Source organism: Streptomyces sp. 1222.5, from assembly GCF_900105245.1.
In the GTDB taxonomy this organism is placed as follows: domain Bacteria; phylum Actinomycetota; class Actinomycetes; order Streptomycetales; family Streptomycetaceae; genus Streptomyces; species Streptomyces albidocamelliae.
Genome location: NZ_FNSZ01000001.1, coordinates 3,755,064 through 3,779,780 on the forward strand (window position 1 = coordinate 3,755,064; position 24,717 = coordinate 3,779,780).

Genomic DNA, 24,717 nt, shown 5'->3' on the forward strand with positions numbered 1-24,717 from the left:
TCGTCCTGGGTACGTCGATGAGTCTCTCGGCCGGCGGGGGTGCCGCGCGCTGGTGCGGAGCCCCCTCTTTCCGGGGGGAAAACCCCACCCCCACCGGTACGGCCGACCGCCCCCCTGCGGCATAAAGCCAGGTTAAGGACCGCACCCGCACCGGCTCGTCCTCCGCCGGGACGAACCCTCCCCGAGCCGTAGTAAGGAGGTGCCCCTAGGGGTCCTCCACCGCCGGGTGGAGGCGGACTCGGGGTCGTCTCCACCCTTCGGTGCGGCAAGCCTCCACCCTCCCGTCGCGTCAGGGTCAAGTCGCGGGCCGCGTGGGAAGCTGTCGTACCGGAAACGGATGCAAGGGGCACGCGACTCGGCCCCGCGGGCGGGCAGGGGGGTACACGGTGGGGAGCACGACACCCGCGATACGCGGCGGCGCGGCCCGGCGGCCGGACACCCGGCGACGCGGAGCGGTCGTCGCCGCGCTGATGCTGGCGATGGCACTGGCGGCGCTCGACTCGACCGTCGTCTCCACGGCGGTACCGCAGATCGTCGGTGACCTCGGCGGCTTCTCCGTCTTCTCCTGGCTGTTCTCCGGCTATCTGCTGGCGGTGACCGTCTCGCTCCCCGTGTACGGCAAGCTGTCCGACACCTTCGGCCGCAAGCCGGTGCTGGTGGTGGGCGCGGCGGTGTTCCTGCTGGGTTCGCTGCTGTGCGCGGCGGCCTGGAACATGGGGGCGCTGATCGCGTTCCGGATCGTGCAGGGTCTGGGCGGCGGCGCGCTGCAGGGCACCGTGCAGACGCTGGCCGCCGACCTGTATCCGCTGGCGGAGCGCCCGAAGATCCAGTCCAGGCTGTCCACGGTGTGGGCGGTGTCCGCGGTCGCCGGGCCCGGGCTCGGCGGGGTGCTCGCGGCGTACGCCGACTGGCGCTGGATCTTCCTGGTCAACCTGCCGATCGGCGCGGCCGCGCTGTGGCTGGTCGTGCGTCATCTGCACGAGCCGGAACGGCGGAGGGCGCCCCGCGCGCGCGTGGACTGGGCGGGCGCGCTGGCCGTGTTCGCGTGCGGCGGGGTGCTGCTGACCGCGCTGGTGCAGGGCGGGGTCGCGTGGCCGTGGCTGTCCGCACCGTCGTTGGCGTTGTTCGGGACGGGCCTGGCGCTGGCCGGCGTCGTGGTGGCGGTGGAGCGGCGGGCCGCCGAGCCGATCATCCCGGGGTGGGTGTGGCGGCGGCGGACGATCGCCGCCGTCAATCTGGCGCTCGGCGCGCTGGGGCTGCTGATGGTGGCGCCGGCGGTGTTCCTGCCGACGTACGCGCAGTCGGTGCTCGGACTCGCGCCGGTGGCGGCCGGGTTCGTGCTGTCGGTGTGGACGCTCAGCTGGCCGCTGTCGGCGGCGCTCAGCCAGCACGTCTACCGGCGCATCGGCTTCCGGGACACCGCGCTGACCGGCATCGGACTCGCGGCGCTGATCCTGTGCGCGTTCCCGTTCCTGCCGTATCCGGGGTCGTGGTGGCAGCCGACGCTGCTGATGCTGCTGCTGGGCGGGGCGCTGGGACTGTTCCAGCTGCCCCTGATCGTGGGGGTGCAGTCGACGGTCGGCTGGTCGGAGCGGGGCACCACGACCGCGTCGGTGCTGTTCTGCCGGCAGACCGGGCAGACCGTGGGCGCGTCCCTGTTCGGCGCCGTCGCCAACGGCGTGCTGGCCGCGCGGCTCGGCGGCGCGGGGGACCTGGACTCCGTCACGCGCGCGTGGGACGCGGGAACGGCACCGGAGGCGACCCGGCGGGCCATCGCCGAGGCGGTGCACGCGGTGTACCTCGGCGCGGCCTGCGCGGCGGTGCTGGCGTTCCTGGTGCTGCTGCTGGTGGCACCGCGCAGGTTCCCGGTCCTCGACGACTGAGACCGGGGCGGCCGAGACGACCGGTGCCACCGGGGCGACCGGGGCGATGGGCGTTCCCGCAGGTTAACGTCGGTAACACCCCTCTCCCGCACCCGTATTCGTGCAGTAAGCGCATACCGACTGGCCAGTTTGGCAAAAACGCCGCGCGACGCGCGACGCGCGAGTAGCGTGCGTGGCTCCGCTCCCCACCTCCCTGCGGTCCGCCGCCACGGACCCGAGCCATGCAAGGAGCCCCGGGATGTCCTACGACCCGCCGCACCCGTCGTACACCTACCCCTGGCAGCCCGCCCCGCCCGAACCGCCCCGCCCCGCCCGACCGGCCCGCGAAACCCTCGGCCACCACAGTGATCTGCGCCTGCTGCGCAGCGCCTACCGCTGGCAGCGGCGCACCGCCACGCTCACCGCGCTCGGCTACTTCACCCTGTTCCTGGTCCTGTCCGCCTGCGCGCCCGGCGTCATGACGAGCACGGTCGCCGACGGCATCCCCGCCGGCCTCCTGCTCGCCCTCCTCCAACTCCCCGTCACCTGGCTGGCGATCGCCCTGTACGAGCACACGGCACGCCGGCAGGTCGACCCGCTCGCGGACCGCATCCGCAAGCAGGCCGAACTGGACGCACGGCGAGGAGCGATGCGATGACCATCGCCGCAAGCTCCCCCGCCGGCCCGGGTTTCACCGGTTTCAGCGGCTCCGGCCAGGCCATGTCCCTGGTGGCCTTCTCCACCGTCGCCACGATGACCCTGCTGCTGTGCGTGATGACCGGCCCCGACCGCGACGACCTCGACGAGTTCTACACCGGCTACGGCTCCCTGTCCCCGCTGCGCAACGGCCTCGCCATCGCCGGCGACTACATCTCCGCCGCCACCGTCCTCGGCACCGGCGGGGTGATCGCCCTGTGCGGGTACGACGGGGTCGTCCTCGCCCTCAGCACGGCCCTGTCGCTGATGCTGCTGATGTTCCTGCTGGCCGAACCGCTGCGCAACGCGGGCCGGTTCACCATGGGCGACGCGCTGGCCCGCCGGCTGCCCGGCCGCAGTGTGCGCATCACGGTGTGCGCCGTGACGATCGCCGCGCTGCTGCCGCTGATGCTGGTCCAACTGGCCGGCACCGGGCAGCTGATGGCGTTCATCCTGGGGTTCACCAACGAGTCCCTGAAGACCGGCTGTGTGGTGGGCCTCGGCGCCCTGATGATCGCCTACGCCGCGATCGGCGGCATGAAGGGCACCGCGCTCATCCAGATCTTCAAGATCGTGATGCTGGTCGGATCCGGCGCCGTGATCGCCCTGCTGATCCTGCGCCGCTTCGACTGGGACCCCGGCGCCCTGTTCACCGCGGCCTCGCGGCAGAGCGGGGCCGGGCCGGCCTTCCTGCACTCCGGGCTCGAGTTCGGGTCAGGGGGCCGCTCCCGCCTCGACATGATCGCCTCGGAGCTGACCGTGGTGCTCGGCGGCGCCTGCCTGCCGCACATCACCATGCGCATGTACACCGCCTCCAGCGCCCGCCAGGTACGCCGCTCGATGTCCTGGGCGGTGTCCATCGTCGCCCTCTTCGTGCTGGTCATGACGGTGGTGGGGTTCGGCGCCACGGCACTGGTGGGACGCACGGTGATCTCCGCGGCCGATCCCCAGGGCAACACGGCCTACCTGCTGGGCTCGCGTGCGGTGTTCGGGGCGGACGTGACGACGGCGGAGACCTTCCTGTTCACCCTGGTCACCACCGCGCTCTTCCTGACCCTGCTCGCCTCGGTGGCCGGGATGATCCTCGCCTGCGCCAACTCCCTCGCCCACGACGTCTTCGCCGCCCGGGTGCGGGAGATGCCGGCCACCCGCGAGATGGGCCTGGCCCGCCTGTCGGCGCTCGCCATAGGCATCCCGACCATTCTGCTGGCCACCCTGGTGCAGCACTACAGCCTGCAGCCCCTGGTGACGCTCTCCTTCTGCCTGGGCGCGTCCGCCCTGGCACCGGCCCTGGTCTACGGCCTGTTCTGGCGGCGCTACACCCGCGCCGGGCTGCTGTGCACGCTGATCGGGGGCTCGCTGACGGTGCTGCTGCTCATGCCGGGCACCAACCTCGTCTCCGGGTCACCGGTCTCCGCGTTCCCGCACGCCGACTTCAACTGGTTCCCGTTCACCACGACCGGCATCGTCTCCATCCCGGCCGGCTTCTTCTTCGGCTGGCTGGGCACGGTGGTCTCCGGCCGCGCCAAGGCGGAGCAGCAGCGCCGCCAGTACGAGGCCGTGGAGGGGTGGATCCTGGCCGGCGCGGTCCGCAGATGACCTGCCCGGCGGGCCGGGCCGCCGCTACTCCGCGGCGGCCGGGCCCGTCAGTGAGGTCAGGTCGCTGCGCGCCTCGTCCATGTGCGCCCGTGCGTCGTCCCAGGCCTCGCCGTGCTCGCGCAGCACCTGCTCGGTACGGCGGACGATGCCCTCCTCGCGCGCGCGCGCGTCGGCGACGACCCCGGCGGCATGCGCGTGTGCCTCCTCCTGGACGCGCCGCGCGGACGCCTCGGCGTCGGCGAGTGCCCGCCCGGCCTCGGACAGCACGGCCTGGGCACGGCTGATCCGCTCGGCGTACCGCGCCTCCAGGCCGGCCGCCCGCTCGTTCTCCTCGCGCTCGGCCCCGGCCCAGTGCCCGGTGTGCTCCCAGGACTGCCCGTCGAGCAGGCCGCTGGTGCGCCGGCGCACCTCACGCACCGCAGCGAGCGCCTCTCCGCGTCCCTTCCGCACCTCGCGCCGGGCGCCGACGCGCAGCGCGTCGGCCTCGGCGCGCGCGGCGAGGAGACGGCGACGGGCGTGCTCGTCGGCCTCGGCACGGAGCGTGTCGGCCGCCTTCCGAGCCGCGCGGAGCACCTTCTCCGCGTCGGCCTCGGCCCGCGCGACGCACTCGTGGGCCGCACGCCGGGCGCGCTCCCCGATGTCGCGCTCCTCCTCCAGCGCGAGCCGGAACAACCGCCGCGCGCTCGCGCCGAGCGTCGCGTAGTCCTGCGGCGCGAGCCCCGAGACGGTCTCCCGCAGCCGCGCGGCCTCCGCCTCCATGTCCTTGGCGAGCACGGTCAGTCGCGCGGCCCGTTCCCACGCGGCGTCCCGCTCACGCCACAGCGCCGTGAGGCGGGCGTCGACCTGCTCGGGGCGGTAGCCGCGCCCCCGGACCGTCACGAATCCCTGCGGCGGCATCGATGCGCTGCTCATCCGGGAAACCCCTCTCCACCGGACATGCACGACGGGATGATTTCGCGCATATCTTGATGGATCGGAGGTAAGTGTTCATAACGCGACACTCCGTGGTCACCGGACGGTCGTGATGCCGCACCGCGGCGTCAACCCGCCGCTCGCCCGTAGCGTGTGAGGACGGCGGCGCCCACCCGTTCGGCCGACAGGCACTCCAGACCGGCCGGCGGACTCCCGGCCGGGAACAGCGGCCGGCCCTGCCCGAGCACCACCGGGAACGTCAGCAGCCGGTACTCGTCGACCAGGTCCCCGGCCATCAGCTCGTGCACGACGGCCAGGCTCCCGGTCACGACCGCGTCCCGCCGCTCGGCCCGCACGGCGGCCGGCAGATCGCCCTCCAGCAACCGCGAACCGGCCCACCGGGACACGTCCGGAGCGCCGCGCGAGACCACCGGCTTCGGCACGGCGTTCATCCGCGCCGCGAATGATCGACCGGCTCGCCCACCGCATCGATGCCGCCCCCGCGCGCAAGGGCGGCACGCGCCCGCTGCAAAGCGCTGTTGACGGCCGCCACGGACGTGCCCAACCGCCCGGCCACCTCGGCGGCGGAGAACTCCAGCACCTCCCGCAGCACCAGCACGGCCCGCTGCCGCGCCGGCAGCGACTGCAGCGCCGCCACCGGCGCCAGCCGCAGGTCCGTGCGCGCCTCCACGTCGCACCGCGCCTCCGGGAACGGATCCAGCCAGGGCACGTCCACCGCCGGCGTCAACGGTGCCCCGGGATCCTCCGAAGGCGCTCCCAGACCCGACGGCAGCGGGCGCCGGGCACGGCCCTCCAGAGCGCTCAGGCAGACACGGGTCGCGAGGCGGTACAGCCAGGTCCGCACGGACGCGCGCCCGGGGTCGTACCTCTCCCGCGCCTTCCACGCCCGCAGCATCGTCTCCCGCGTCAGATCCTCGGCCTCGTGGAACGAGCCCAGCATGCGGTAGCAGTACGCCACCAGCTCGCCCCGGTACGGCTCGAAGTCCACCGGCCCATCGTGCCCTTCACGCACGCGTGAAGGGCACGAACGGACTCACACCCGGCCGGCCCCCGCTACAGCAGCCCGTCCCACATCTGCTCCAGCAGCACCGACCACCAGCTCTCCGGCGAACCCAGCGCCGCCGGATCCAAGGAGGCCAGCTGCGCCTGGAAGTCGACCGTCCAGCGGCCCGCCTGCTCCTGGTTCAGCCCGAACCTCAGACGCCACATACGGCCCAGCAGCGCCAGGCAGCGCGCGAACTCCAGCAGCCCGCTGTTCACGAACTGCGGCGGCACCGGAGCACCGCCCGGCCCCGCCTCCACCGGCACGGCCACGATGTTCGCCGTGCCGTACTGCACACAGATCGCCTTGCCGAAGTCCGTGCCCATCACGAGGTACGACCCCGCGTCCGCCGCCGGCTGCACCCCCCGCTCGGCCGCCAGCTCCGCCAGCGTCGGCACGGGACGGCCCGGCTGCGCCTGCGCCCAGAAGAACGGACCCATGTCCACCGGCAACCCGGCCACGACCAGCGTGTGCGCCACGACCGGCGGCACTCCCTGCCGCGACACCGCCTGCTGCTCGAACCGGAAGACCCCCGGACCGAACGCCGCCGCCAGCTCCTGCGCGACGCCCTCCGGCGGAATCGGCTGCACCGCCTGCACCGGCGGCAGCGGCGCCCGCACCGGCGCGGGACGCGCCGGACCGTCGGCCACCTGGTGCAACTCGCCCTGGTGCGCCAGCAACTGCTGCATGCCCTGCTGCCGGCTCGCATGATCCGTGCCGTACGGCGCGATGCTCGCGATCCGCGCCTGCGGCCACTGCTCCCGGATCATCCGCGCACAGTAGGCACCCGGCAGCGCGCACGACTCCAGCTCCGTGTGCAGCTCCAGCACCTGGTCCGGCGGCACGTTCATCGCACGCAGCTCGTGGAAGATCTGCCACTCCGGGTGCGGCGTACCCGGCGACGAACGCCGGATCAGCTGCTGCTCCGAACCGTCGTGCGCGCGATACCGCAGAACGGCCTGGTAGCCGGGACCCACCGTCGGCTGCCCCGCCTGCGGATATCCGTACGCCGGAGGCTGCCCCGGCACCGGCGCGCCCGGCGGCGGCATCGCACCCGGCGGCATCGGCTGCGGCACCCCCGGAGCACCGGGCGGCGGCACCGCACCCGGGGCCGGCGGCGGCATGGAACCCGCGGCCGGCGGCGGCGGAGGCATGCCCGGGCCCGCAACGGGAGGCGCCGCCAGCACGGTCTCCGCATGGTGCACGGCACCACGCGCACCACCGGGAGCACCCGGAGCGCCCGGCGCACCAGGGACACCCGGAGCCACCGGAGGCTGCGGCGCCCCGGGGCCGGGCGGCACACCCGGAGCGGCAGGCGCACCCGGCGGGTTCGGCATGCCCGGCGCCGCCGGACCGCCCTGCACGCCCGGAGCACCCGGAACACCCGGCGGCTGGGGCGCGCCCGGGCCCGTCCGACCGGGATCGGCCAGCATCGTGGCCGCATGGTGCACGTTGCCCGGAGGAGTACCGCCACCCGGCACACCCGGAGGCGCGGGCGGCGTGGACGCGCCCGGCGCCTGCCCTCCCTGCGAGCCACCCGGAACGGCCGGCACGCCCCCGCCGTCGGGCCCCAGCGACGACACGAGCTGCGTCGGCACGTACCCACCCGCGGGCGCACCCGGAGCGGGCGGCACCGCCGCACCACCCGGACGCGCGCCCGGCGCGCCCGGAACACCCGGCGGAGGAGGCGGCGCACCCGCGCCACCCCGCGGCTTCCTCGGCGGCGGCGCCGCCTTGCTCGTCGCGGCGTCCGCGATGTCACCGGCGTTCGGCGCGAGGCGCCGCCCGGGCCCGCCCGGACCCGCCGGCGGCTGCGGATAGCCGTACCCCTCCGCGTCCTGCGCGGCACCCGGACCCTGCGGGTACCCGTACGGCTGCGCACCCGGCGGCGGAGGCGCAGGCGTACCGCCCTGCGGCACACCCGGAGCCGCCGGAGGCGGAGTGCCGTGCACCGACGGGTAGCCGTACGGCTGCCCACCCGGCGGCGGCGTACCGCCCTGCGGCACACCCGCCGGGGCGGGCGAACCACCCTGCGCGCCCGGCGCGTTCGACGGATCCAGCGCCGGCGCCACCGCCGTCGGCGGCAGCTGACTGCCACCCGCCATCAACGCCGTCTTCGCATCGGGCTCGGCCGCCGGCGACCGCGGACCGTCCGCCTCCGCATCACTCACCTGCGGCGCGAACACCGTCGCCGGCAACGGAACCGACCGGTCCTCCTCACCGCCGTCCGCATTCGTGTCCGTACCCGCCCACGGCGTCGCACCCGACGGCACGTCCACCGGAGCGGCCGCACCGGACACGGGCACGGCCGGACCGGCAGGCGCCCCCGGGAACGCCCCCGGCGCGTCCACCGGCACCCCGGCCTGCGTCTGAGCGAGCCCGGCGCCCCCGGACGACACCCCGCCACCGGCACCGGCACCCGACCCGTCGGCGGGCCCGTCCTCCGAACGCCCCTCCCCGAGACCCAGCCGGTCCGCCGCCTCCTGCAACCACTCCGGAGGAGTCAGCAGGAACGACGTCTGATTCAGATCGACCCGCGCCGCCGCAGCCGCCGGAACCGCGTCCCGCGGCTCGTCCGCACGGCCGTACTCCTCCTCGTACCGGCGGATCACCTCACCCACCGGCAACGCCGGCCACAGCGTCGCCTCCCCGCTGTCCCGGGCGATGACCAGCCGCTGACCACCCGCGTCCGAACGCGGGCCCTCCGCACGGTCCTCACCCCACACCACGAAACCGAGCTCGAACTCCCGTACCCGCACCTCACGATGCTGATACGCGGGAACGTCCCCGTTGATCCACTCCTCGGCGCGCTCCTGCGCCTGCGCGTAGGTCACCATCGCCCGCAGCTCACTCCCCCACCGGACCGGAAGACGCCGCACCGGAGGACACCGGAACGACACGGGCGAACCCGCCGTCCACCATCAGATCGGCCACCGTCTCCAACTCCGGCGGATCCCCCGCCAGCCGCGACAGGAAGGCGTCGAAGTCCTCACCGCACGGCAGCAGCAGACGCTCCACCCGCTCCGCCGGCGACCACGACGGATCCACGTCCCGCACATCGTCGTACGCGCAGAACCACACCGAACCCGCCCGCTCACCACGCACCTTCACCGCGAGCAGACCACCCTGCACGAACGTGACCCCCAGATAATCCTTCGTCAGATGGTCACGCAGACACTTGTTGACATACACCAGGTCATTGACCGCGGCCTCGTCCCGCACCGTGAAGAACGGCTGGTCCAGCAGCAACCCCAGCTCGGCGTCGAGCGCCGCACCCACCGGCGCACAACCACCCGCCGCCTTCAAGAACGAACGGTACGCACCCGGAAGCCGGTACCCGAGATCCTCCTCGACCCCCTGCACCTGCGCCTCCGTCACCGCCACACCCGACTTCGGCAGCCCGAAATGCACCGGACGCGTCTCCTGCAACGGCCGCGTCCCCCGCTTGGCATGGTCCACCCCCGACGTCGCCACCCCACCGTGGTGCCGCAGCAACGCCTTCACCTCCACCGGAACCAGCTCCAGCCGCCGCGATGCCGCCACGTGATGCCACGTCCAGCCGTGCGGCGTCGCCACATCCGGCACCGTGTCCCACAACTCGTGACCCGACGCCGCCAGAGCCGCGTTCGCCGACACGTAGTCCGTCAGCCGCAACTCGTCGACCCCGAAACCCTCCGGAGGCTCCGCGATCTCCGCCGCCACACGCGCGTACGGCGAAAGATCCGGGTAACCCCGCTCATCGACCCGTACCCCTCTCGGGTGACGTGCCGCCCGAACCGGATCCGGGAAGTGCACGACCTGCCCGGCATAGGCCGCGTTCGGCGGCGCGGCTCGCTGCCCGAGCCGACCTGTCGTCATGGCGGTTGCCCCCTGCGGCGTTCTCTCTGGCCTGAACGGCGGTGTCGATCGCGGATGGCGACAGCCTATGCGGTACACGAACCCGGGTCACCGGCCCACCTCATCCCGGCGGACACCACCCCTCCGCTTCCGTGACCAGCCATCACCGCACCGTCACCACCAGAACAGCCCCGGGCGTGTCGCACCGCCCCAGCTTCCGCACCAGCCACGGCATTTGGCACCCTGTGTCCTTCGGGGGACACCCGGGGAGGGGAGAACGAGCATGAGCACCTTGCAGACCGGAGGCACCGACGTACGGGCCGGTGACCCCCGCATCGACTGGAGCGGCACCGAAACACCCCCCGCACCCGCACTCCGCCACCGCCGCGACGGCATCCTGCCCACCGTCGCCGCAGCCCTCTCCGTCCGCGGCGCCACCCTCACCGGCACCGCCGCCCGCGGCGAGGAGCCCCCCGCCCTGCACCCCCTCGTCCAGGACTTCCTCGACACCCTCACCAGCGCCCAGCGCGACCGCTTCACCGGCCGCTGCGCCGAAACCATCCTCATCTCCCGGCACATCACCGCCGCCGACGCCACCCGCAGCAGACGCGCCGCCCGCAAACCCATGACCAACGGCGAAGCCCGCAGAGCGCTCAAACACGCCAAGCTCACCGCCCGCCGCATACGCGAGGACGGCGACCCCCTCCACGGCAGCTTCGCCACCCCCTGCCGCGCCTGCACCGCCCTCAGCGCCCACTTCGGCGTCCGCGTCGTCGACCCCACGGCAACCGACGGCTGACCACACCCGTCCCCACAGGCAACACCCGCACCACCCCGCCGGCACGAGGAAAGGCAGATGCACCCCGACCGCACCACCACCCGCTTCCCCGTACCCGTCGACGCCGCCCTGCGCGCCGCCGGCTGGCAGCCCGGACGCTGGGACATAAAACAAGCCGAGATCTGGGCCGACACCCTCCGCGAACACACCTCACCCGCGGGACACCGGCACACCGTCTTCCCCGCGGCCGTCGAAGCCTGGGCCGAATTCGGCGGCCTCACCATCACCCCCAACGGACCCGGCCGCCAGATCGCCCCCGCCACCCTCCACCTCGACCCCCTCCACGGCCTCCACCACGCCCGCACCCTCGGCGACCTCGGCCGCGCCCTCGGCACCGAACTCAGTCCCCTCGGCGAGGAGACCGACACCGCCGCCGTCCTCGCCATCGACGCCGAAGGCCGCGTCTACACCCTCGACCACACCGGCGACTGGTACGTCGGCCCCGACATCGACCACGCCCTCGCCATGCTCGTCACCGGCATAGGACCCGCTCGCCTCACCGCCGGCTGACCCCCGCAATCCGGCCCGAGGAAAGACCCGAGGGAACTACACCGCCGGAATCACCGCCGACACCCGGAAACCCCCCGCCTCCGTCGGCCCCGACACGAACACACCGCCCAGCCCGACGACCCGCTCCCGCATCCCCAGCAGACCGTTCCCACCCGACGGCAGCCCCGCCGCCGACGCCGAAGCGGCCTCCGGCGGCGGCTCGTTCTCCACCTGCATCGCCAGCTCCGCCACCCGGTGCGCCAGCCGCACCCGCGTCTTCGCACCCGCCGCATGCTTGTGGACGTTCGTCAACGCCTCCTGCACCACCCGGTACGCCGTCTGCTCCAGCTCCGCCGCATACGACCGCACCTCCCCCTCCACCGACAGCTCCACGACCATCCCCGCGGCCGCCGACTGCCCGATCAACTCCTCCAGCTCCGACAGACTCGGTCCCTCCGCCGCACCCTCCGCCTCCACCAGCCGCGCGACCGCCACGGCCGCCTCCCCCACCGCCACCGACGGCACCGCGGCGACACGCCGACCCGCGTCCCCACCGGCCCGCAGCACCCCGAGCATCTCCCGCAACTCGGTCAACGCCTGCCGGCCCATGTCCCCCACCAGCGACGCGTTGCGCACCGCCTTCTCCGGATCCTTCCGCGCCACCGCCTGCAACGCCGCCGCGTGCACCACCATCAGACTCACCCGGTGCGCGACGACGTCATGCATCTCCCGCGCGATCCGCGTCCGCTCCTCACCGCGCGCCCACTCGGCCCGCTCCTCCGCCCGCTCCGCGAGCAGCTGCAGCTCCCGCTCCAGCGAATCCGCCCGCTCCCGCAGGCTCTCCATCAGCCGGCGCCGCGCCCCCACGTACAGACCCAGCAGCACCGGCGGAGCCGTCAGCCCCAGCGACGTCGTGACCGCCGCGAACGGCACGAACCAGTCACCGAGCGTCAGATCACCCCGCGCCATGTCCTGCCGCACCCGCACGAACGTCACGATCATCGTGCCCAGCAACGACATCCCCGCCAGCGCGCCGATGACCCGCCGCGGCAGCTCGCACGCCGCCAGCGTGTACAGACCCACGATGCCCATCAGGAAACCCATCTGGGCCGGCGTGATCGCGATCGCCACCAGCACGACGGCGATCGGCCACTTCCGCCGCACCAGCAGAACCGAACCGGCGATCAGCCCGAACACGATCCCCACGGACACCGGGACACCCGCGTCCTTGGCGAACGGAATACCCTCCGCACCGCACTCCACGGCGGACACCAGCGCGAGACTCCCGTCGAGCACCGCACTGCGCCACCTCGCCCACCACCAAGGGCCGGTCAGGCCCCTGGCATGCTCTTCCCCCGTCGTGGTCATGCGTCCAGCCTACGGGCGACGGGTGCGGCTTTTCCGGTGAGTTTCACCTACCTCCACACACCACACCCCGTAGTCGAACGACCTCGAAACCCACCGGTATCCCTCGAACTGGTGAACCCTTCCCGTTCGCCTCCGGAACGGATCATTCCGGCCGGACGGTATGCATATGACACATGCATTCGGCACGTACGCCGACTTCGACCGCCTTCGCGAGCGGGCTGTCGCCCTGCGCCGCGCCGGCCACAGCCTCCGGCAGATCCGGGACGAGCTGAAGATCTTCAACAACGACCTCCTCAACCGACTCGTGCAGGGCGAGCCCCCACCGGAGTGGACCAAGCGCCCGAGGGCCAAGGACGACCTGCGGGCCCGGGCCCGCGAGCTACGCCTCCAGGGCTGGACCTACGACCGGATCCAGGCGGAGTTGGGGTGCTCCAAGAGTTCGATCTCGTTGTGGGTGCGAGATCCCCCCGAGCCGGAGAGGCGCGACCCCACGGAGCAGGCGAAGCTGGCCGCCAGGAAGCGCTGGGAGCACGAACTGGCGGTACGGGACGAGAAGCGCCAGGCGACGAAAGCTGCCGCCGCGAACGAGATCGGCGCAATGACCGACCGCGAGCTCTTCGTGACGGGAGTGGCCCTTTACTGGGCCGAGGGCTCCAAGGACAAGCCGTACGCGCGGCGCGAGAACGTTCAGTTCGTCAACAGCGACCCCGGCGTGATCAAGGTCTACCTCGCCTGGCTGGATCTCCTGGGGGTCGCGCGCGAACGCCTTCGCTTCCGCGTCATGATCCACGAAACCGGTGACCCCGACGGAGCCGTGCGCTACTGGGCGAACCTCGCCGACGTCGACGCATCCGCGTTTCAGCCCACCACCCTCAAGAAGCACAACCCGAAAACCGTGCGCAAGAACGTGGGCGAGAGCTACCGGGGCTGCCTCGTCATCGGCGTCCTGCGGGGAGCCGAGCTGTATCGTCGCATCGAAGGCTGGTGGTGCGGCATAGTAGGGGCTGCCACCGCGGCCGATCTTCCAAATCGGACATAGCGGCAATCCCGGGTCGTCTAAGGGCAAGACGTCAGATTTTGGTTCTGATCATGGGGGTTCGAGTCCTCCCCCGGGAGCACATGCTCAGTTCGGGTCCTCACCGCCAACACCGGTCAGGGCCCGCACTCATACCCCCCAAACCCCGCCCCGGTATCCTGCGGCTGTCACCCCCACCCATCCAGAGCCGAAGGGCAACCCCGTGAGCGCCATCCGCCCGGCAGCCGTCGTCGTTCTCGCAGCGGGTGAGGGCACCCGTATGAAGTCCGCCACACCCAAGGTCCTCCATCAGATCTGCGGCCGATCCCTGGTCGGCCATGTCCTCGCCGCCTCCCGCGAGTTGGACCCGCAGGCCCTGGTCGTCGTCGTGGGCCACGCCCGCGAGCAGGTCACCGAGCACCTGACCGGTATCGACCCGGACGTGCGCACGGCCGTGCAGGCGAAGCAGAACGGCACCGGGCACGCGGTGCGGATGGGCCTGGAGGAGCTGGGCGGCGCGGTCGACGGGACCGTGGTCGTCGTGTGCGGTGACACCCCGCTGCTCACCGCGGAGACGCTCGAGGCGCTCGCCGGCACCCATCACGCGGACGGCAACGCGGTGACCGTGCTGACCGCCGAGGTGCCGGACGCGACCGGTTACGGCCGGATCGTGCGGGACGAGGCGACGGGTGCCGTGACGGCGATCGTGGAGCACAAGGACGCGACCGACGCGCAGCGGGCGATCCGGGAGATCAACAGCGGTGTGTTCGCGTTCGACGGGCAGCTGCTGGCGGACGCGCTGAAGAAGGTGCGGACGAACAACAGCCAGGGCGAGGAGTACCTGACGGACGTGCTGGGGATCCTGCGGGAGGCCGGGCACCGGGTCGGGGCGTCGGTGGCCGGTGACCACCGGGAGATCGCGGGGATCAACAACCGGGTGCAGCTCGCCGAGGCGCGGCGGATCCTGAACGACCGGCTGCTGACCCGCGCGATGCTGGACGGTGTGACGGTGGTGGATCCGGCGTCGACGTGGCTGGATGTGACGGTCACGTTCGGGCAGGACTCCGTGGTGCATCCGAACACGCTGCTGACCGGGTCGACGCATGTGGCCGAGGGTGCGGAGGTCGGTCCGAACAGCCGGCTGAAGGACACGAAGGTGGGCGCGGGGGCGCGGGTGGACAACACGGTGTCCGAGGGGGCCGTGGTGGGTGCGGGGGCGAGCGTGGGGCCGTACGCGTATCTGCGTCCGGGTACGCGTCTGGGCGCGAAGGGCAAGATCGGTACGTACGTCGAGACGAAGAACGCGCGGATCGGCGAGGGGACGAAGGTTCCGCATCTGTCGTACGTGGGGGACGCGACGATCGGTGAGCACACGAACATCGGTGCGGCGAGTGTGTTCGTGAACTATGACGGTCAGGACAAGCACCACACCACGATCGGGTCGCACTGCCGGACGGGTTCGGACAACATGTTTGTGGCTCCTGTCACGGTCGGGGACGGCGCGTACACCGCTGCCGGTTCGGTGATCACGAAGGATGTGCCGCCGGGTTCGCTGGCCGTGGCCCGTGGTCAGCAGCGGAATATCGAGGGCTGGGTGGCTCGGAAGCGTCCGGGGAGCGCGGCGGCGAAGGCGGCCGAGGCGGTGTCCCGGCAGGGCGGTGACGAGGGCTGACCGGAAACGGTTGCGTCAAACACGGCGTACCGTGATAAGTGCACATCCGCACGAGTGCACCCCCGCACCCTTACCAGCTGATTCGGCCTCTCGCGCCCAGCCGAGAGGTCGGCGGCCGGCTGGTTGAGACAACCTCTGAGGAGACAGTGCTGTGACCGGGATCAAGACGACCGGCGAGAAGAAGTTGATGTTCTTCTCCGGCCGCGCCCACCCCGAGCTTGCCGAGGAGGTCGCCCAGCAGCTGGGTGTCGGGGTCGTCCCGACCAAGGCCTTCGACTTCGCGAACGGTGAGATCTACGTCCGGTATCAGGAGTCGGCGCGTGGTGCGGACTGTTTCCTGATCCAGAGCCACACGGCTCCGATCAACAAGTGGATCATGGAGCAGTTGATCATGATCGACGCGTTGAAGCGTGCGTCGGCTCGTTCCATCACGGTGATCGTGCCGTTCTACGGTTACGCGCGGCAGGACAAGAAGCACCGTGGTCGTGAACCGATCTCGGCGCGTCTGATCGCGGATCTGATGAAGACCGCGGGTGCGGACCGGATTCTCACGGTGGACCTGCACACGGATCAGATCCAGGGCTTCTTCGACGGTCCGGTGGACCACTTGTTCGCGCTGCCGCTGCTGGCGGACTACGTGGGGCGGAAGGTGGACCGGGAGAAGCTGACGGTCGTATCGCCGGACGCGGGGCGTGTGCGGGTGGCGGACCGGTGGTGCGACCGGCTCGGTGCGCCGCTGGCGATCGTGCACAAGCGGCGTGACAAGGATGTGGCGAACCAGGTGACCGTCCACGAGGTCGTGGGTGAGGTCAAGGGCCGGGTGTGCGTCCTCGTCGACGACATGATCGACACGGGTGGGACGATCTGTGCGGCCGCGGACGCGCTGTTCGCGCACGGTGCGGAGGATGTCATCGTGACGGCGACGCACGGTGTGCTGTCGGGTCCGGCGGCGGACCGGCTGAAGAACTCGCGGGTGAGTGAGTTCGTGTTCACGAACACGCTGCCGACGCCGGGGGAGCTGGGCAGCGATCTGGACAAGATCACGGTGCTGTCGATCGCTCCGACGATCGCGAGTGCGGTGCGTGAGGTGTTCGAGGACGGCTCGGTGACCAGCCTCTTCGACGAGCAGTGAGGTTTCTGCAGACCTTCTGCGCGTCGGTCGGTCCGACCGGCTGAAGATCCTTTTGGTGCGGCCTCCCCCGCCGGGTAAACTGCTGGAGTTGCTCGGCGAGGGAGGCCGTTTTCCGTCATGGCCGGGATGCGGCGGTCCGTTATCGACGCGCTCTTCGTAGCAGGCCGTTCGTGGCCGGGTGACCACGTCCGCATCTGAGTTCTACGAGGAGTGATCCATATGTCCGAGGTGAAGCTCGCCGCCGAGACCCGCACCGAGTTCGGCAAGGGTGCCGCGCGCCGCATCCGCCGTGAGAACAAGGTCCCGGGTGTCCTGTACGGCCACGGTTCCGACCCGCTGCACCTGACCCTCCCGGGCCACGAGCTGCTGCTCGCGCTGCGTACCCCGAACGTCCTGATCTCCCTGGACATCGACGGCAAGACCAACGAGCTGGCGATCCCGAAGTCCGTGCAGCGCGACCCGCTGAAGGGCTTCCTGGAGCACGTCGACCTGCTGCTGGTCAAGCGCGGCGAGAAGGTCACGGTCGAGATCCCGGTGCACGCCGAGGGCGAGCTGGCCCCCGGTGGCAACCTGCTCGAGCACGTCCTGGTCGCCCTGCCGGTCGAGGCCGAGGCCACGCACATCCCCGAGGCCGTCACGGTCTCCGTCGAGGGCCTGGAGGCCGGTGCCTCCGTCCACGCCAAGGACATCACGCTGCCCAGCGGCGTGACCCTGGCCGTGGACGAGGACGCGGTCGTCCTCCAGGTGCTGCAGGCCCAGGTCGAGGAGACCGAGGGCGAGGAGGCGGCTGCCGAGGGCGAAGAGGTCGCCGAGGCCTGATCGCCGGCCGACGGCCGACGGTAGTTTGCTGTTCAGCCGCCGCTTCCCTCGCGGGGAGCGGCGGCTGGCGCGTATCAAGGAGGCATGGACGTGACCACCCCCGCCAGTGGCCCCTGGCTCATCGTCGGGCTCGGTAACCCCGGTCCGGAGTACGCCATGAACCGGCACAACGTCGGTTTCATGGTGGCCGACCTGCTCGCGGAGCGGATCGGCGGGAAGTTCAAGCGTGCGGGCAAGGCGCAGGCGCAGGTGCTGGAGGGGCGGATCGGTCCGGCGGGTCCGGCGAGCCGCCGGGTGGTGCTGGCGAAGCCGATGTCGTACATGAACCTGTCCGGTGGTCCGGTGAACGCGCTGCGGGACTTCTACAAGGTGCCGCAGGCGAACGTGGTGGCGGTCCATGACGAGCTGGACATCGACTACGGCACGCTGCGGCTGAAGCTGGGCGGCGGGGACAACGGGCACAACGGTCTGAAGTCGATGACGAAGGCGATGGGTCCGGACTACCACCGGGTGCGGTTCGGGATCGGGCGGCCGCCGGGGCGTATGCAGGTGGCGGACTTCGTGCTGAAGGACTTCTCGTCGGCGGAGCGCAAGGAGCTGGACTGGTTCGTGGACCGTGCGGCGGACGCGGTGGAGTGTCTGCTGGCGGAGGGGCTGGAGCGGGCGCAGGGCGCGTACAACTCCTGACTGCGCGGGTGCCGGCCGGTGTGCCGTACAACTGCGGACTTGTCCGTCCTTGCCTTCCGGCGGAGTTGACCGGCCGTGCGGCTATGGCCAATGATCCCGGCCATGCCTGCCTCAGCCAGTAACGCTCGCGCCCGCCGGGCGTCCGTGTCCGCGTTGCGGTTCGGGCGGGTCGCGGCGACGGGTGCGGTCGCCGCGCTGATCCTGTTCGCCGGGGTGTGGGGTTCCTGGGGGACCGCGCAGCACGTGATGCTGACCAAGGGGCGTGAGCGCGGCACGGTCGAGGTGACGTCCTGTGCGGGTGACGGCTGTTCCGGGCCGTTCCGGCCGGTGTCGGCGGGTGCGCGGGCGCGGGCGCGGGTGGTGATCGCGCAGTCGGTGGCGGTGCGCAAGGGGCGGACGTACGACGTGGTGCTGAAGCCGGGTACGGCGGACGCGCTGCGTTCGGGTCCGGCGGGGATTCTTTACGCCTGGGTGCCGCTCGGCGGGGCGTTGCTGCTGGCCTCGGTGGTGGTCGCGGGGGGTCTGCGGCTGACGCGGGTGGCGTGGGGGCTGGCGTTGTCGGGTGCGGGTCTGCTGACGGTGGCCTTCGTGGCTGTGCGGTGACGTGGAGGTGAGGGTGCCCCCGGGGTCGTGGACCTCGGGGGCACCGTTGTGTGCGGGGGCGGGTGTCAGCCGGTGTTGCGCAGGCCGGCGGCCACGCCGTTGACGGTGAGGAGCAGGGCGCGGGAGAGCAGCGGGTCGGGGTCGGCGCCCGCCGCGGCCTCGTCGCGCTGACGCTTGAGCAGGGCGACCTGGAGGTAGGAGATCGGGTCGAGGTAGGCGTCGCGGACGGTGAGGGTCTGCCTGAGGTCGGGCTGGGCGTCGAGGAGGCGGGTCTCGCCGGTGATGCGCAGGACCTCGCGGACGGTCAGCTCGTGTTCGGCGCGGATGGTGTCGAAGACGTGCTTGAGCTCGTCGGGGACGAGGGTGTCGACGTAGTGCTGGGCGATGCGCAGGTCGGTCTTCGCGAGGGTCATCTCGACGTTGGAGATGAAGTTCCGGAAGAAGTGCCACTGTTCGTGCATCTCGCCGAGCACGCTGTCCAGACCGGTTTCCCGCAGCGCCTTGAGGCCGGAGCCGACGCCGAACCAGCCGGGCACGATCTGCCGGGACTGGGTCCAGCCGAACACCCACGGGATGGCGCGCAGACCGTCGAGCGAGACGCCCGAGCCGGGGCGGCGGGAGGGCCGCGAGCCCAGGTGCAGCTCGGCGAGCTGGTCGACGGGCGTGGAGGCGAGGAAGTACGTCGGCAGGTCTGGGTCCTCGACCAGGCGGCGGTAGGCGGCGTGGGCGGCGTCGGAGACGACGTCCATGGCGGCGTCCCAGCGGGCGAGGGCCTCGTCGGACTGGCGGGGCGCGGTGTGCAGGGCGGAGGCCTGCAGGGTGGCGGCGACGGTCAGTTCCAGGTTCTCCCGGGCGAGGGAGGGGATGAGGTACTTGTCGGAGATGACCTCGCCCTGCTCGGTGACCTTGATCTCGCCCTCCAGGGTGCCCCAGGGCTGGGCGAGGATGGCGTCGTGGGAGGGGCCGCCGCCGCGGCCGACGGTGCCGCCGCGGCCGTGGAAGAGGCGCAGGCGTACGCCGTAGCGGTGGGCGACGTCGCGCAGCCGGCGCTGGGCGCGGTGGATCTCCCACTGGCTGGTGGTGATGCCGCCGAACTTGGAGGAGTCGGAGTAGCCGAGCATGACCTCCTGGACGTCGCCGCGCAGCGCGACCAGGCGCCGGTAGGACGGGTCGGAGAGCATGTCCTCGAGGATGGTGTCGGCGGCCTTGAGCTCGTCGGTGGTCTCGAGGAGGGGGACGATGCCGATCTTCGCCCAGCCGGCGTGGAGGTCGAGGAGGCCGGCCTCGCGGGCGAGGACGGCGGCGGCGAAGACGTCGTCGGCGCCCTGGCACATGCTGATGATGTAGGACTCGATGACTTCGGGGCCGAAGACGCTGAGGGCCTTCTTGATGGTCTCGAAGACGCCGAGGGTCTTGGCGCCGGCGGCGTCGACGGGTGCCGGGGTGGGGCCGAGGGGGCGCCGGGAGCGCAGTTCCTTGGCGAGGAGCCGGGCCCGGTAGTCGCGGGGCATGTCGGCGTAGCGCCAGGATTCCTCGCCGAGGCGGTCGAAGAGCTGGCCGAGGGCGTGGTGGTGGGCGTCGGCGTGTTCGCGGACGTCCATGGTGGCGAGCTGGAGGCCGAAGGCGGCGAGGGTGCGGATGGTGCGGCCGAGGCGGCCGTCGGCGAAGAGGCCGCCGCGGTGCTCGCGCAGGGAGGTCTGGATGATCCGCAGGTCGCTGAGGAGTTCGCCGGTGCCGAGGTAGTCGCGGCCCTCGGTGTGGGGGGTGCCGTTGGCGAGGCGCTGCTTGGTGTTCTCGAGCTTCTGCCGGATGCAGGTGGCCTTGAGCCGGTAGGGCTCCTCGGCGTTGAGTCGCTTGTAGCGGGGGCTGATCTCGGGCAGTTGTTCGAGGTCGGTGTGCAGGGAGGTGAGGAGTTCCTCGGTGGCGCCGGCGTAGCGGATGGAGTTGGAGAGCAGGCCGCGCAGTTCGTCGACCATCTCCAGGGCGTCGTTGATGCCGTGTTCGTGCTGGAGGATGAGGACGTCCCAGGTGACCTGGGGGGTGACGTTGGGGTTGCCGTCGCGGTCGCCGCCGATCCAGGTGCCGAAGGTGAGCGGCCGGGTGTCGTCGGGGAGCTTGACGCCGACGCGTTCGAGTTCGGCGGTGAGGTCCTCGAGGACGTCGCCGACGGCGTCGGCGTGGAGTTCGTCGAGGTAGTAGATGGCGTTGCGGGCCTCGTCGGCGGGTTCCGGCCGTACGACGCGCAGCTCGTCGGTCTGCCAGACGAGGTCGATGTTCTCGGCGAGGCGGACGTCCTGGCGGCGGCGGTCGGAGTCGAGGACGGGGGTGTCCAGGAGGGCTGCGATGCGCCGGAGCTTGTTGAGGACCGACCGGCGCGCGGCCTCGGTGGGGTGTGCGGTGAACACGGGGCGGACGTTCAGGTGCTGGACGGTCTGCGCGAGGTGTTCGGGGTCGGCGTCCTTGAGCCGGTCGGCGGTGCGGGCGAGGAGGCCGCCCTCGACGGCGCGCCGGGCGCGCAGTTCGCGGCCTCGGTGCACCTGCTCGGTGATGTTGGCGAGGTGGAAATAGGTGGAGAAGGCGCGGACCAGCTTGGCCGCGGTCTCCAGTTCGGTACCGCGCAGCAGCTCGGCGGCGGCCTCGCCGTCCTCGCGGGTGAGGCGGCGGACCTTCTCGACCAGTTCGAGGAGCTCGGGGCCTTCCTGCCGGACGAGGGTCTCGCCCAGGAGGTCGCCCAGGCGGCGGATGTCGGCGCGCAGCTCGCTGCCGGCCGTGGTGGTCTGGTCGTCGGCACTGCTCACAGGTGCGGCTCCTTGCAGTGTTGAAGCTCGTCTGGGAGGGAACCCGAGCGTCAGCCACGCGGCGGCGGGCGCCGCTTACGGGCCGGAGCGTCCGGGAAGAAACTTCAGCGGACCGCGCTGTCCGACCGAGACCAAGGATAGGTGGCCGTGCGGAGGCGCAGGCCGTGGGGCTCTTGCCGCCGTACGACACGCTGCCATACTTACGACGCCGTAGGTTACGGAGCCGTAGGGAAGTACCGTCGAGTCCCGCCCGGTCCCGGGGCCCGGCATCCACCTCATCCCTCGACCCTCGACCCCACAGGGGACGCGCATGACCTCAAGTTCCGATGTGATCGACGAAGCCCGTAAGGCCAACGACACCTCCACCTCCTCCGCCACCCTGGGCGGCGAACAGAAGCGTTCGATCGAACAGATCACGCTGCTCCTGTTCATCGTCGTGCCGTTCGTGGCACTCGTGGCGGCCGTGCCGCTGGCCTGGGGCTGGGGGGTGAGCTGGCTCGACCTGGGCCTGCTGGTCTTCTTCTACTTCCTGGGGTGCCACGGCATCACGATCGGTTTCCACCGGTACTTCACGCACGGTTCGTTCAAGGCGAAGCGGCCGCTCAGGATCGCGTTGGCGATCATGGGGTCGATGGCCGTCGAAGGCCCCCTGGTGCGCTGGGTGGCCGACCATCGCAGACACCACAAGTTCTCCGACGCCGAGGGCGACCCGCATTCGCCGTGGCGGTTCGGGGAGACGCTGCCGGCGTTGATGAAGGGCCTGTGGTGGGCGCACATCGCCTGGATGTTCGACGAGGAGCAGACGCCGCAGGACAAGTACGCCCCGGATCTGATCAAGGACGGGGCGATCCGGGCGATCTCCCGCCAGTTCGTGCTGTGGACGGCCCTGTCGCTGGCGCTGCCGCCGCTGATCGGTGGCCTGGTGACGATGTCCTGGTGGGGCGCGTTCACCGGGTTCTTCTGGGGTTCACTCGTGCGGGTGGCGCTGCTGCACCATGTGACGTGGTCGATCAACTCGATCTGTCACGCGGTGGGCAAGCGGCCGTTCAAGTCGCGTGACCGTTCGGGCAATGTGTGGTGGCTGGCGGTGCTGTCGTGCGGGGAGTCCTGGCACAACCTGCACCACGCGGACCCGACGTCGGCCCGGCACGGGGTGATGCGCGGGCAGATCGATTCGTCGGCGCGGTTCATCCGGATCTTCGAGCGTCTCGGCTGGGCGTACGACGTGCGCTGGCCGTCACGCTCGCGTATCGATTCGCGTCGCAACATCGGGGAAGACGGCTCCGGGCGCCGGAAGGAGGCGGCCGAGGCGGCATGATGGAAGCCGTGGCGACCGATTCCAGCAGCAATTCCGGCAATGACAAGCAGCGGCGGACTCGCCGGACCCGTATGACCGGTGCGGAGCGCCGCCAGCAGCTGCTGGAGATCGGTCGCACGCTCTTCGCGGCGAAGGGTTTCGAAGGCACCTCGGTGGAGGAGATCGCGGCGAAGGCCGGGGTGTCCAAGCCGGTGGTGTACGAGCACTTCGGCGGCAAGGAGGGCCTGTACGCGGTGGTGGTCGACCGTGAGATGCGGCGGCTGCTGGACATGGTGACCGGCTCGCTGACGGCGGGGCATCCCCGTGAGCTGTGCGAGCAGGCCGCGTTCGCGTTGCTGGACTACATCGAGGAGTACACGGACGGCTTCCGGATCCTGGTCCGTGACTCCCCCATCCCGCAGTCGACGGGGTCCTTCGCCTCGCTGATCTCCGACATCGCCACGCAGGTGGAGGATATTCTCGGCCGCGAGTTCAAGTCCCGCGGCTTCGATCCGAAGCTGGCCCCGCTCTACGCCCAGGCGCTGGTCGGCATGGTCGCGCTGACCGGCCAGTGGTGGCTGGACGTGCGCCGCCCGAAGAAGGCGGAGGTGGCGGCGCATCTGGTGAACCTGGCGTGGCACGGGCTCGACGGGCTGGAGCAGAAGCCGCGGCTGATAGGCCACCGCAAGGCGTGAGCCGGCGGGACCGGCCGTAGCCGGGCTGTTTGCCGGCGGGGCCGCGCGCCGGCCGGGCGGCGAGTCCGCGGGTCCGCGAGCCGGCCGGGCCACAAGTCAGCGGGGCTGGAGGAATTCCAGTCGGTTGCCGACGGGGTCCCGTGAGAAGAACCGCCGGTGCCCGGGGAGGTTGTCGTCCCAGGTCACCGGGGCGCCGCAAGCCGTGAGCCGGTCCGCGTACGCCTCGATGTCCGTGACCCGCAGCCCGGGGTGGGCCTTCGTCGCGGGCCGGAAGCCGTCCTCGACGCCCAGGTGCAGCTCTACGGCGCCGGCCCGGAACCAGCAGCCGCCGCGCGCCGCGAGCACCGGCGGTTTGGGGATCTCCGTCATGCCGAGGACGTCCCCGTAGTACGCCCGCAGCAGGTCCTCCGAGCCGGGCGGGGCCGCGAGCTGGACGTGGTCGACGGCGGCGAGCATGCTCAGGCTCCCTTGACGGCCACGGCGAACAGCCGGCGGAACGGCAGGACGGTGCCGTAGGGGGCGCTCGGGTACGCCGCGCGGAGGAGGTCCCGGTACTCGGTGACGAACGCGTCGCGTGCCTCGGGGTCGTCGGCCAGGGCGGTCAGGGCGGGCCGCAGGCCGGTGCCCTTGACCCAGTCGAGGACGGGGTCCTCGCCCGCCAGGACGTGGAAGTACGTCGTCTGCCAGACGTCGGTCGCGCAGCCCAGGCGGGCCAGGCGGTCGAGGTAGGTGCCGGGCGTGTGGACGGAGTCGGTGTGGCGCAGGACCTCGGCGAGGCGGGCCTTCCAGCGGGGGGTGGCGGCGAGCTCGCGCATCAGGGCGTGCAGCGGGGCGTCGATGTTGTCGGGGACCTGGAAGGCGAAGGTGCCGCCGGGGCGAAGGGCGGCGACCCAGTCCGTGAACCGGTCGGCGTGGCCGGGCACCCACTGGAGCACCGCGTTGGAGACGATCAGGTCGTACTGCTCCGGCGGCGTCCAGGTGCGGGCGTCGGCGTGGGCGAAGTCGAGGCGGCCGCCGCCGGCCGTGGGGCCCTCGTGCTCGGTGTGGGCGCGGTCGAGCATGTCGGGCGAGTTGTCGTAGCCGGTGACGTGGGCGGTGGGCCAGCGTTCGGTGAGCCGGACGGTGACGTTGCCCGGGCCGCAGCCGAGGTCGGCGATGCGCGGTGGGCCCGCGGACGGTTCCCGTTCCGCCGGGAGGGCGGGGACGGCGGCGAGGAGGTCGGCGAAGGGACGGGCCCGGTGCCCGGCGTGCCGGAGGTACTGGGCGGGGTCCCAGGTGGGATGCGTCATGTTCGTCATGTCTTCCACTGTCCCCGGGGTTTTATCTCGATGTCAA

21 protein-coding genes, 1 tRNA gene and 1 pseudogene are annotated in these 24,717 nt (G+C 71.8%); 14 read left to right on the top strand and 9 right to left on the bottom strand.

From position 1 onward, the window contains the following. The first annotated feature begins 386 nt into the window (after positions 1-386). The 3 genes from BLW57_RS16735 to BLW57_RS16745 all read left to right on the top strand — a co-directional run bounded on the left by BLW57_RS16735 (position 387) and on the right by BLW57_RS16745 (position 4,157). Entirely contained in the window at positions 387-1,883 is a 1,497-nt protein-coding gene (locus tag BLW57_RS16735) for an MFS transporter (protein WP_093475478.1), read from the top strand. Between the two features lie 238 nt (positions 1,884-2,121). Next, positions 2,122-2,520 carry a DUF485 domain-containing protein gene (locus BLW57_RS16740; RefSeq protein ID WP_093475479.1) on the top strand — a complete coding sequence of 133 codons (399 nt, stop codon included), beginning with the start codon at positions 2,122-2,124 and terminating at the stop codon, positions 2,518-2,520. After that, the gene (locus BLW57_RS16745; protein WP_093475481.1) at positions 2,517-4,157 is read left to right on the top strand and encodes a sodium/solute symporter; all 1,641 of its coding nucleotides are present in this window, start codon (positions 2,517-2,519) and stop codon (positions 4,155-4,157) included. The genes BLW57_RS16740 and BLW57_RS16745 overlap by 4 nt, the downstream gene beginning before the upstream one ends. 24 nt (positions 4,158-4,181) lie before the next feature. Here BLW57_RS16745 and BLW57_RS16750 read toward each other — a convergent pair whose 3' ends face one another. From BLW57_RS16750 to BLW57_RS16770, 5 genes and pseudogenes are all read right to left on the bottom strand, one after another. Next, positions 4,182-5,069, bottom strand: coding sequence for a cellulose-binding protein (locus tag BLW57_RS16750; protein WP_093475482.1), 888 nt, complete (start codon positions 5,067-5,069; stop codon positions 4,182-4,184). Between the two features lie 128 nt (positions 5,070-5,197). Further along, a complete protein-coding gene (locus tag BLW57_RS16755; RefSeq protein ID WP_256339500.1) occupies positions 5,198-5,512 on the bottom strand; it encodes a dihydrofolate reductase family protein in 315 nt (104 codons plus the stop codon). A 23-nt stretch (positions 5,513-5,535) separates the two neighbouring features. After that, positions 5,536-6,078: pseudogene (locus BLW57_RS16760) on the bottom strand (RNA polymerase subunit sigma-70); the annotation flags it as partial. A 65-nt stretch (positions 6,079-6,143) separates the two neighbouring features. After that, positions 6,144-8,969: an SUKH-4 family immunity protein gene (locus tag BLW57_RS16765; RefSeq protein ID WP_093475485.1), complete on the bottom strand. Its 2,826-nt coding sequence runs from the start codon at positions 8,967-8,969 to the stop codon at positions 6,144-6,146. A gap of 10 nt (positions 8,970-8,979) precedes the next feature. Beyond that, positions 8,980-9,990: an SMI1/KNR4 family protein gene (locus tag BLW57_RS16770; protein WP_093475487.1), complete on the bottom strand. Its 1,011-nt coding sequence runs from the start codon at positions 9,988-9,990 to the stop codon at positions 8,980-8,982. A 262-nt stretch (positions 9,991-10,252) separates the two neighbouring features. Here BLW57_RS16770 and BLW57_RS16775 point away from each other — a divergent pair, with 262 nt between their 5' ends. Further along, the gene (locus BLW57_RS16775) at positions 10,253-10,768 is read left to right on the top strand and encodes a YwqJ-related putative deaminase (RefSeq protein ID WP_093475488.1); all 516 of its coding nucleotides are present in this window, start codon (positions 10,253-10,255) and stop codon (positions 10,766-10,768) included. Between the two features lie 57 nt (positions 10,769-10,825). Beyond that, positions 10,826-11,317, top strand: a complete 492-nt coding sequence (locus tag BLW57_RS16780) for an SUKH-3 domain-containing protein (RefSeq protein ID WP_093475490.1) — start codon at positions 10,826-10,828, stop codon at positions 11,315-11,317. 36 nt (positions 11,318-11,353) lie between these two features. On the opposite strand, the gene BLW57_RS16785 is transcribed toward BLW57_RS16780, so the two are convergent. Then, the gene (locus BLW57_RS16785) at positions 11,354-12,664 is read right to left on the bottom strand and encodes a sensor histidine kinase (protein ID WP_093475491.1); all 1,311 of its coding nucleotides are present in this window, start codon (positions 12,662-12,664) and stop codon (positions 11,354-11,356) included. Between the two features lie 166 nt (positions 12,665-12,830). On the opposite strand from BLW57_RS16785, the gene BLW57_RS16790 reads away from it, so the two are divergent. The 7 genes from BLW57_RS16790 (at position 12,831) to BLW57_RS16820 (ending at position 18,592) form a co-directional block, all read left to right on the top strand. Further along, complete coding sequence (locus BLW57_RS16790; protein WP_093480730.1) at positions 12,831-13,703, top strand: helix-turn-helix domain-containing protein; 873 nt, start codon at positions 12,831-12,833, stop codon at positions 13,701-13,703. 6 nt (positions 13,704-13,709) lie between these two features. After that, a tRNA-Gln gene (locus tag BLW57_RS16795) sits at positions 13,710-13,780 on the top strand. A 122-nt stretch (positions 13,781-13,902) separates the two neighbouring features. Beyond that, a complete protein-coding gene (gene glmU, locus BLW57_RS16800; protein ID WP_093475493.1) occupies positions 13,903-15,351 on the top strand; it encodes a bifunctional UDP-N-acetylglucosamine diphosphorylase/glucosamine-1-phosphate N-acetyltransferase GlmU in 1,449 nt (482 codons plus the stop codon). A 151-nt stretch (positions 15,352-15,502) separates the two neighbouring features. After that, positions 15,503-16,483 carry a ribose-phosphate diphosphokinase gene (locus BLW57_RS16805; RefSeq protein ID WP_093475494.1) on the top strand — a complete coding sequence of 327 codons (981 nt, stop codon included), beginning with the start codon at positions 15,503-15,505 and terminating at the stop codon, positions 16,481-16,483. 219 nt (positions 16,484-16,702) lie between these two features. Beyond that, positions 16,703-17,302, top strand: a complete 600-nt coding sequence (locus BLW57_RS16810) for a 50S ribosomal protein L25/general stress protein Ctc (RefSeq protein WP_093475496.1) — start codon at positions 16,703-16,705, stop codon at positions 17,300-17,302. 84 nt (positions 17,303-17,386) lie between these two features. After that, the gene (gene pth / locus BLW57_RS16815; RefSeq protein ID WP_093475497.1) at positions 17,387-17,989 is read left to right on the top strand and encodes an aminoacyl-tRNA hydrolase; all 603 of its coding nucleotides are present in this window, start codon (positions 17,387-17,389) and stop codon (positions 17,987-17,989) included. Positions 17,990-18,079: 90 nt separating this feature from the next. Next, on the top strand, positions 18,080-18,592 hold the full coding sequence (locus tag BLW57_RS16820) for a hypothetical protein (protein WP_093475499.1): 513 nt from the start codon (positions 18,080-18,082) through the stop codon (positions 18,590-18,592). 65 nt (positions 18,593-18,657) lie between these two features. Here BLW57_RS16820 and ppc read toward each other — a convergent pair whose 3' ends face one another. Beyond that, complete coding sequence (gene ppc, locus BLW57_RS16825) at positions 18,658-21,390, bottom strand: phosphoenolpyruvate carboxylase (RefSeq protein WP_093475500.1); 2,733 nt, start codon at positions 21,388-21,390, stop codon at positions 18,658-18,660. A gap of 310 nt (positions 21,391-21,700) precedes the next feature. On the opposite strand from ppc, the gene BLW57_RS16830 reads away from it, so the two are divergent. Next, positions 21,701-22,708 carry an acyl-CoA desaturase gene (locus tag BLW57_RS16830; protein ID WP_093475502.1) on the top strand — a complete coding sequence of 336 codons (1,008 nt, stop codon included), beginning with the start codon at positions 21,701-21,703 and terminating at the stop codon, positions 22,706-22,708. Beyond that, positions 22,705-23,382, top strand: a complete 678-nt coding sequence (locus BLW57_RS16835) for a TetR/AcrR family transcriptional regulator (protein ID WP_093475503.1) — start codon at positions 22,705-22,707, stop codon at positions 23,380-23,382. Before BLW57_RS16830 ends, BLW57_RS16835 begins: the two co-directional genes overlap by 4 nt. Positions 23,383-23,478: 96 nt before the next feature. Here the strand turns inward: BLW57_RS16835 and BLW57_RS16840 are convergent, their stop codons facing one another. Further along, a complete protein-coding gene (locus BLW57_RS16840; RefSeq protein WP_093475505.1) occupies positions 23,479-23,838 on the bottom strand; it encodes a VOC family protein in 360 nt (119 codons plus the stop codon). A 2-nt stretch (positions 23,839-23,840) separates the two neighbouring features. Further along, positions 23,841-24,671: a trans-aconitate 2-methyltransferase gene (locus tag BLW57_RS16845; RefSeq protein WP_093480731.1), complete on the bottom strand. Its 831-nt coding sequence runs from the start codon at positions 24,669-24,671 to the stop codon at positions 23,841-23,843. Between the last annotated feature and the right edge of the window lie 46 nt (positions 24,672-24,717).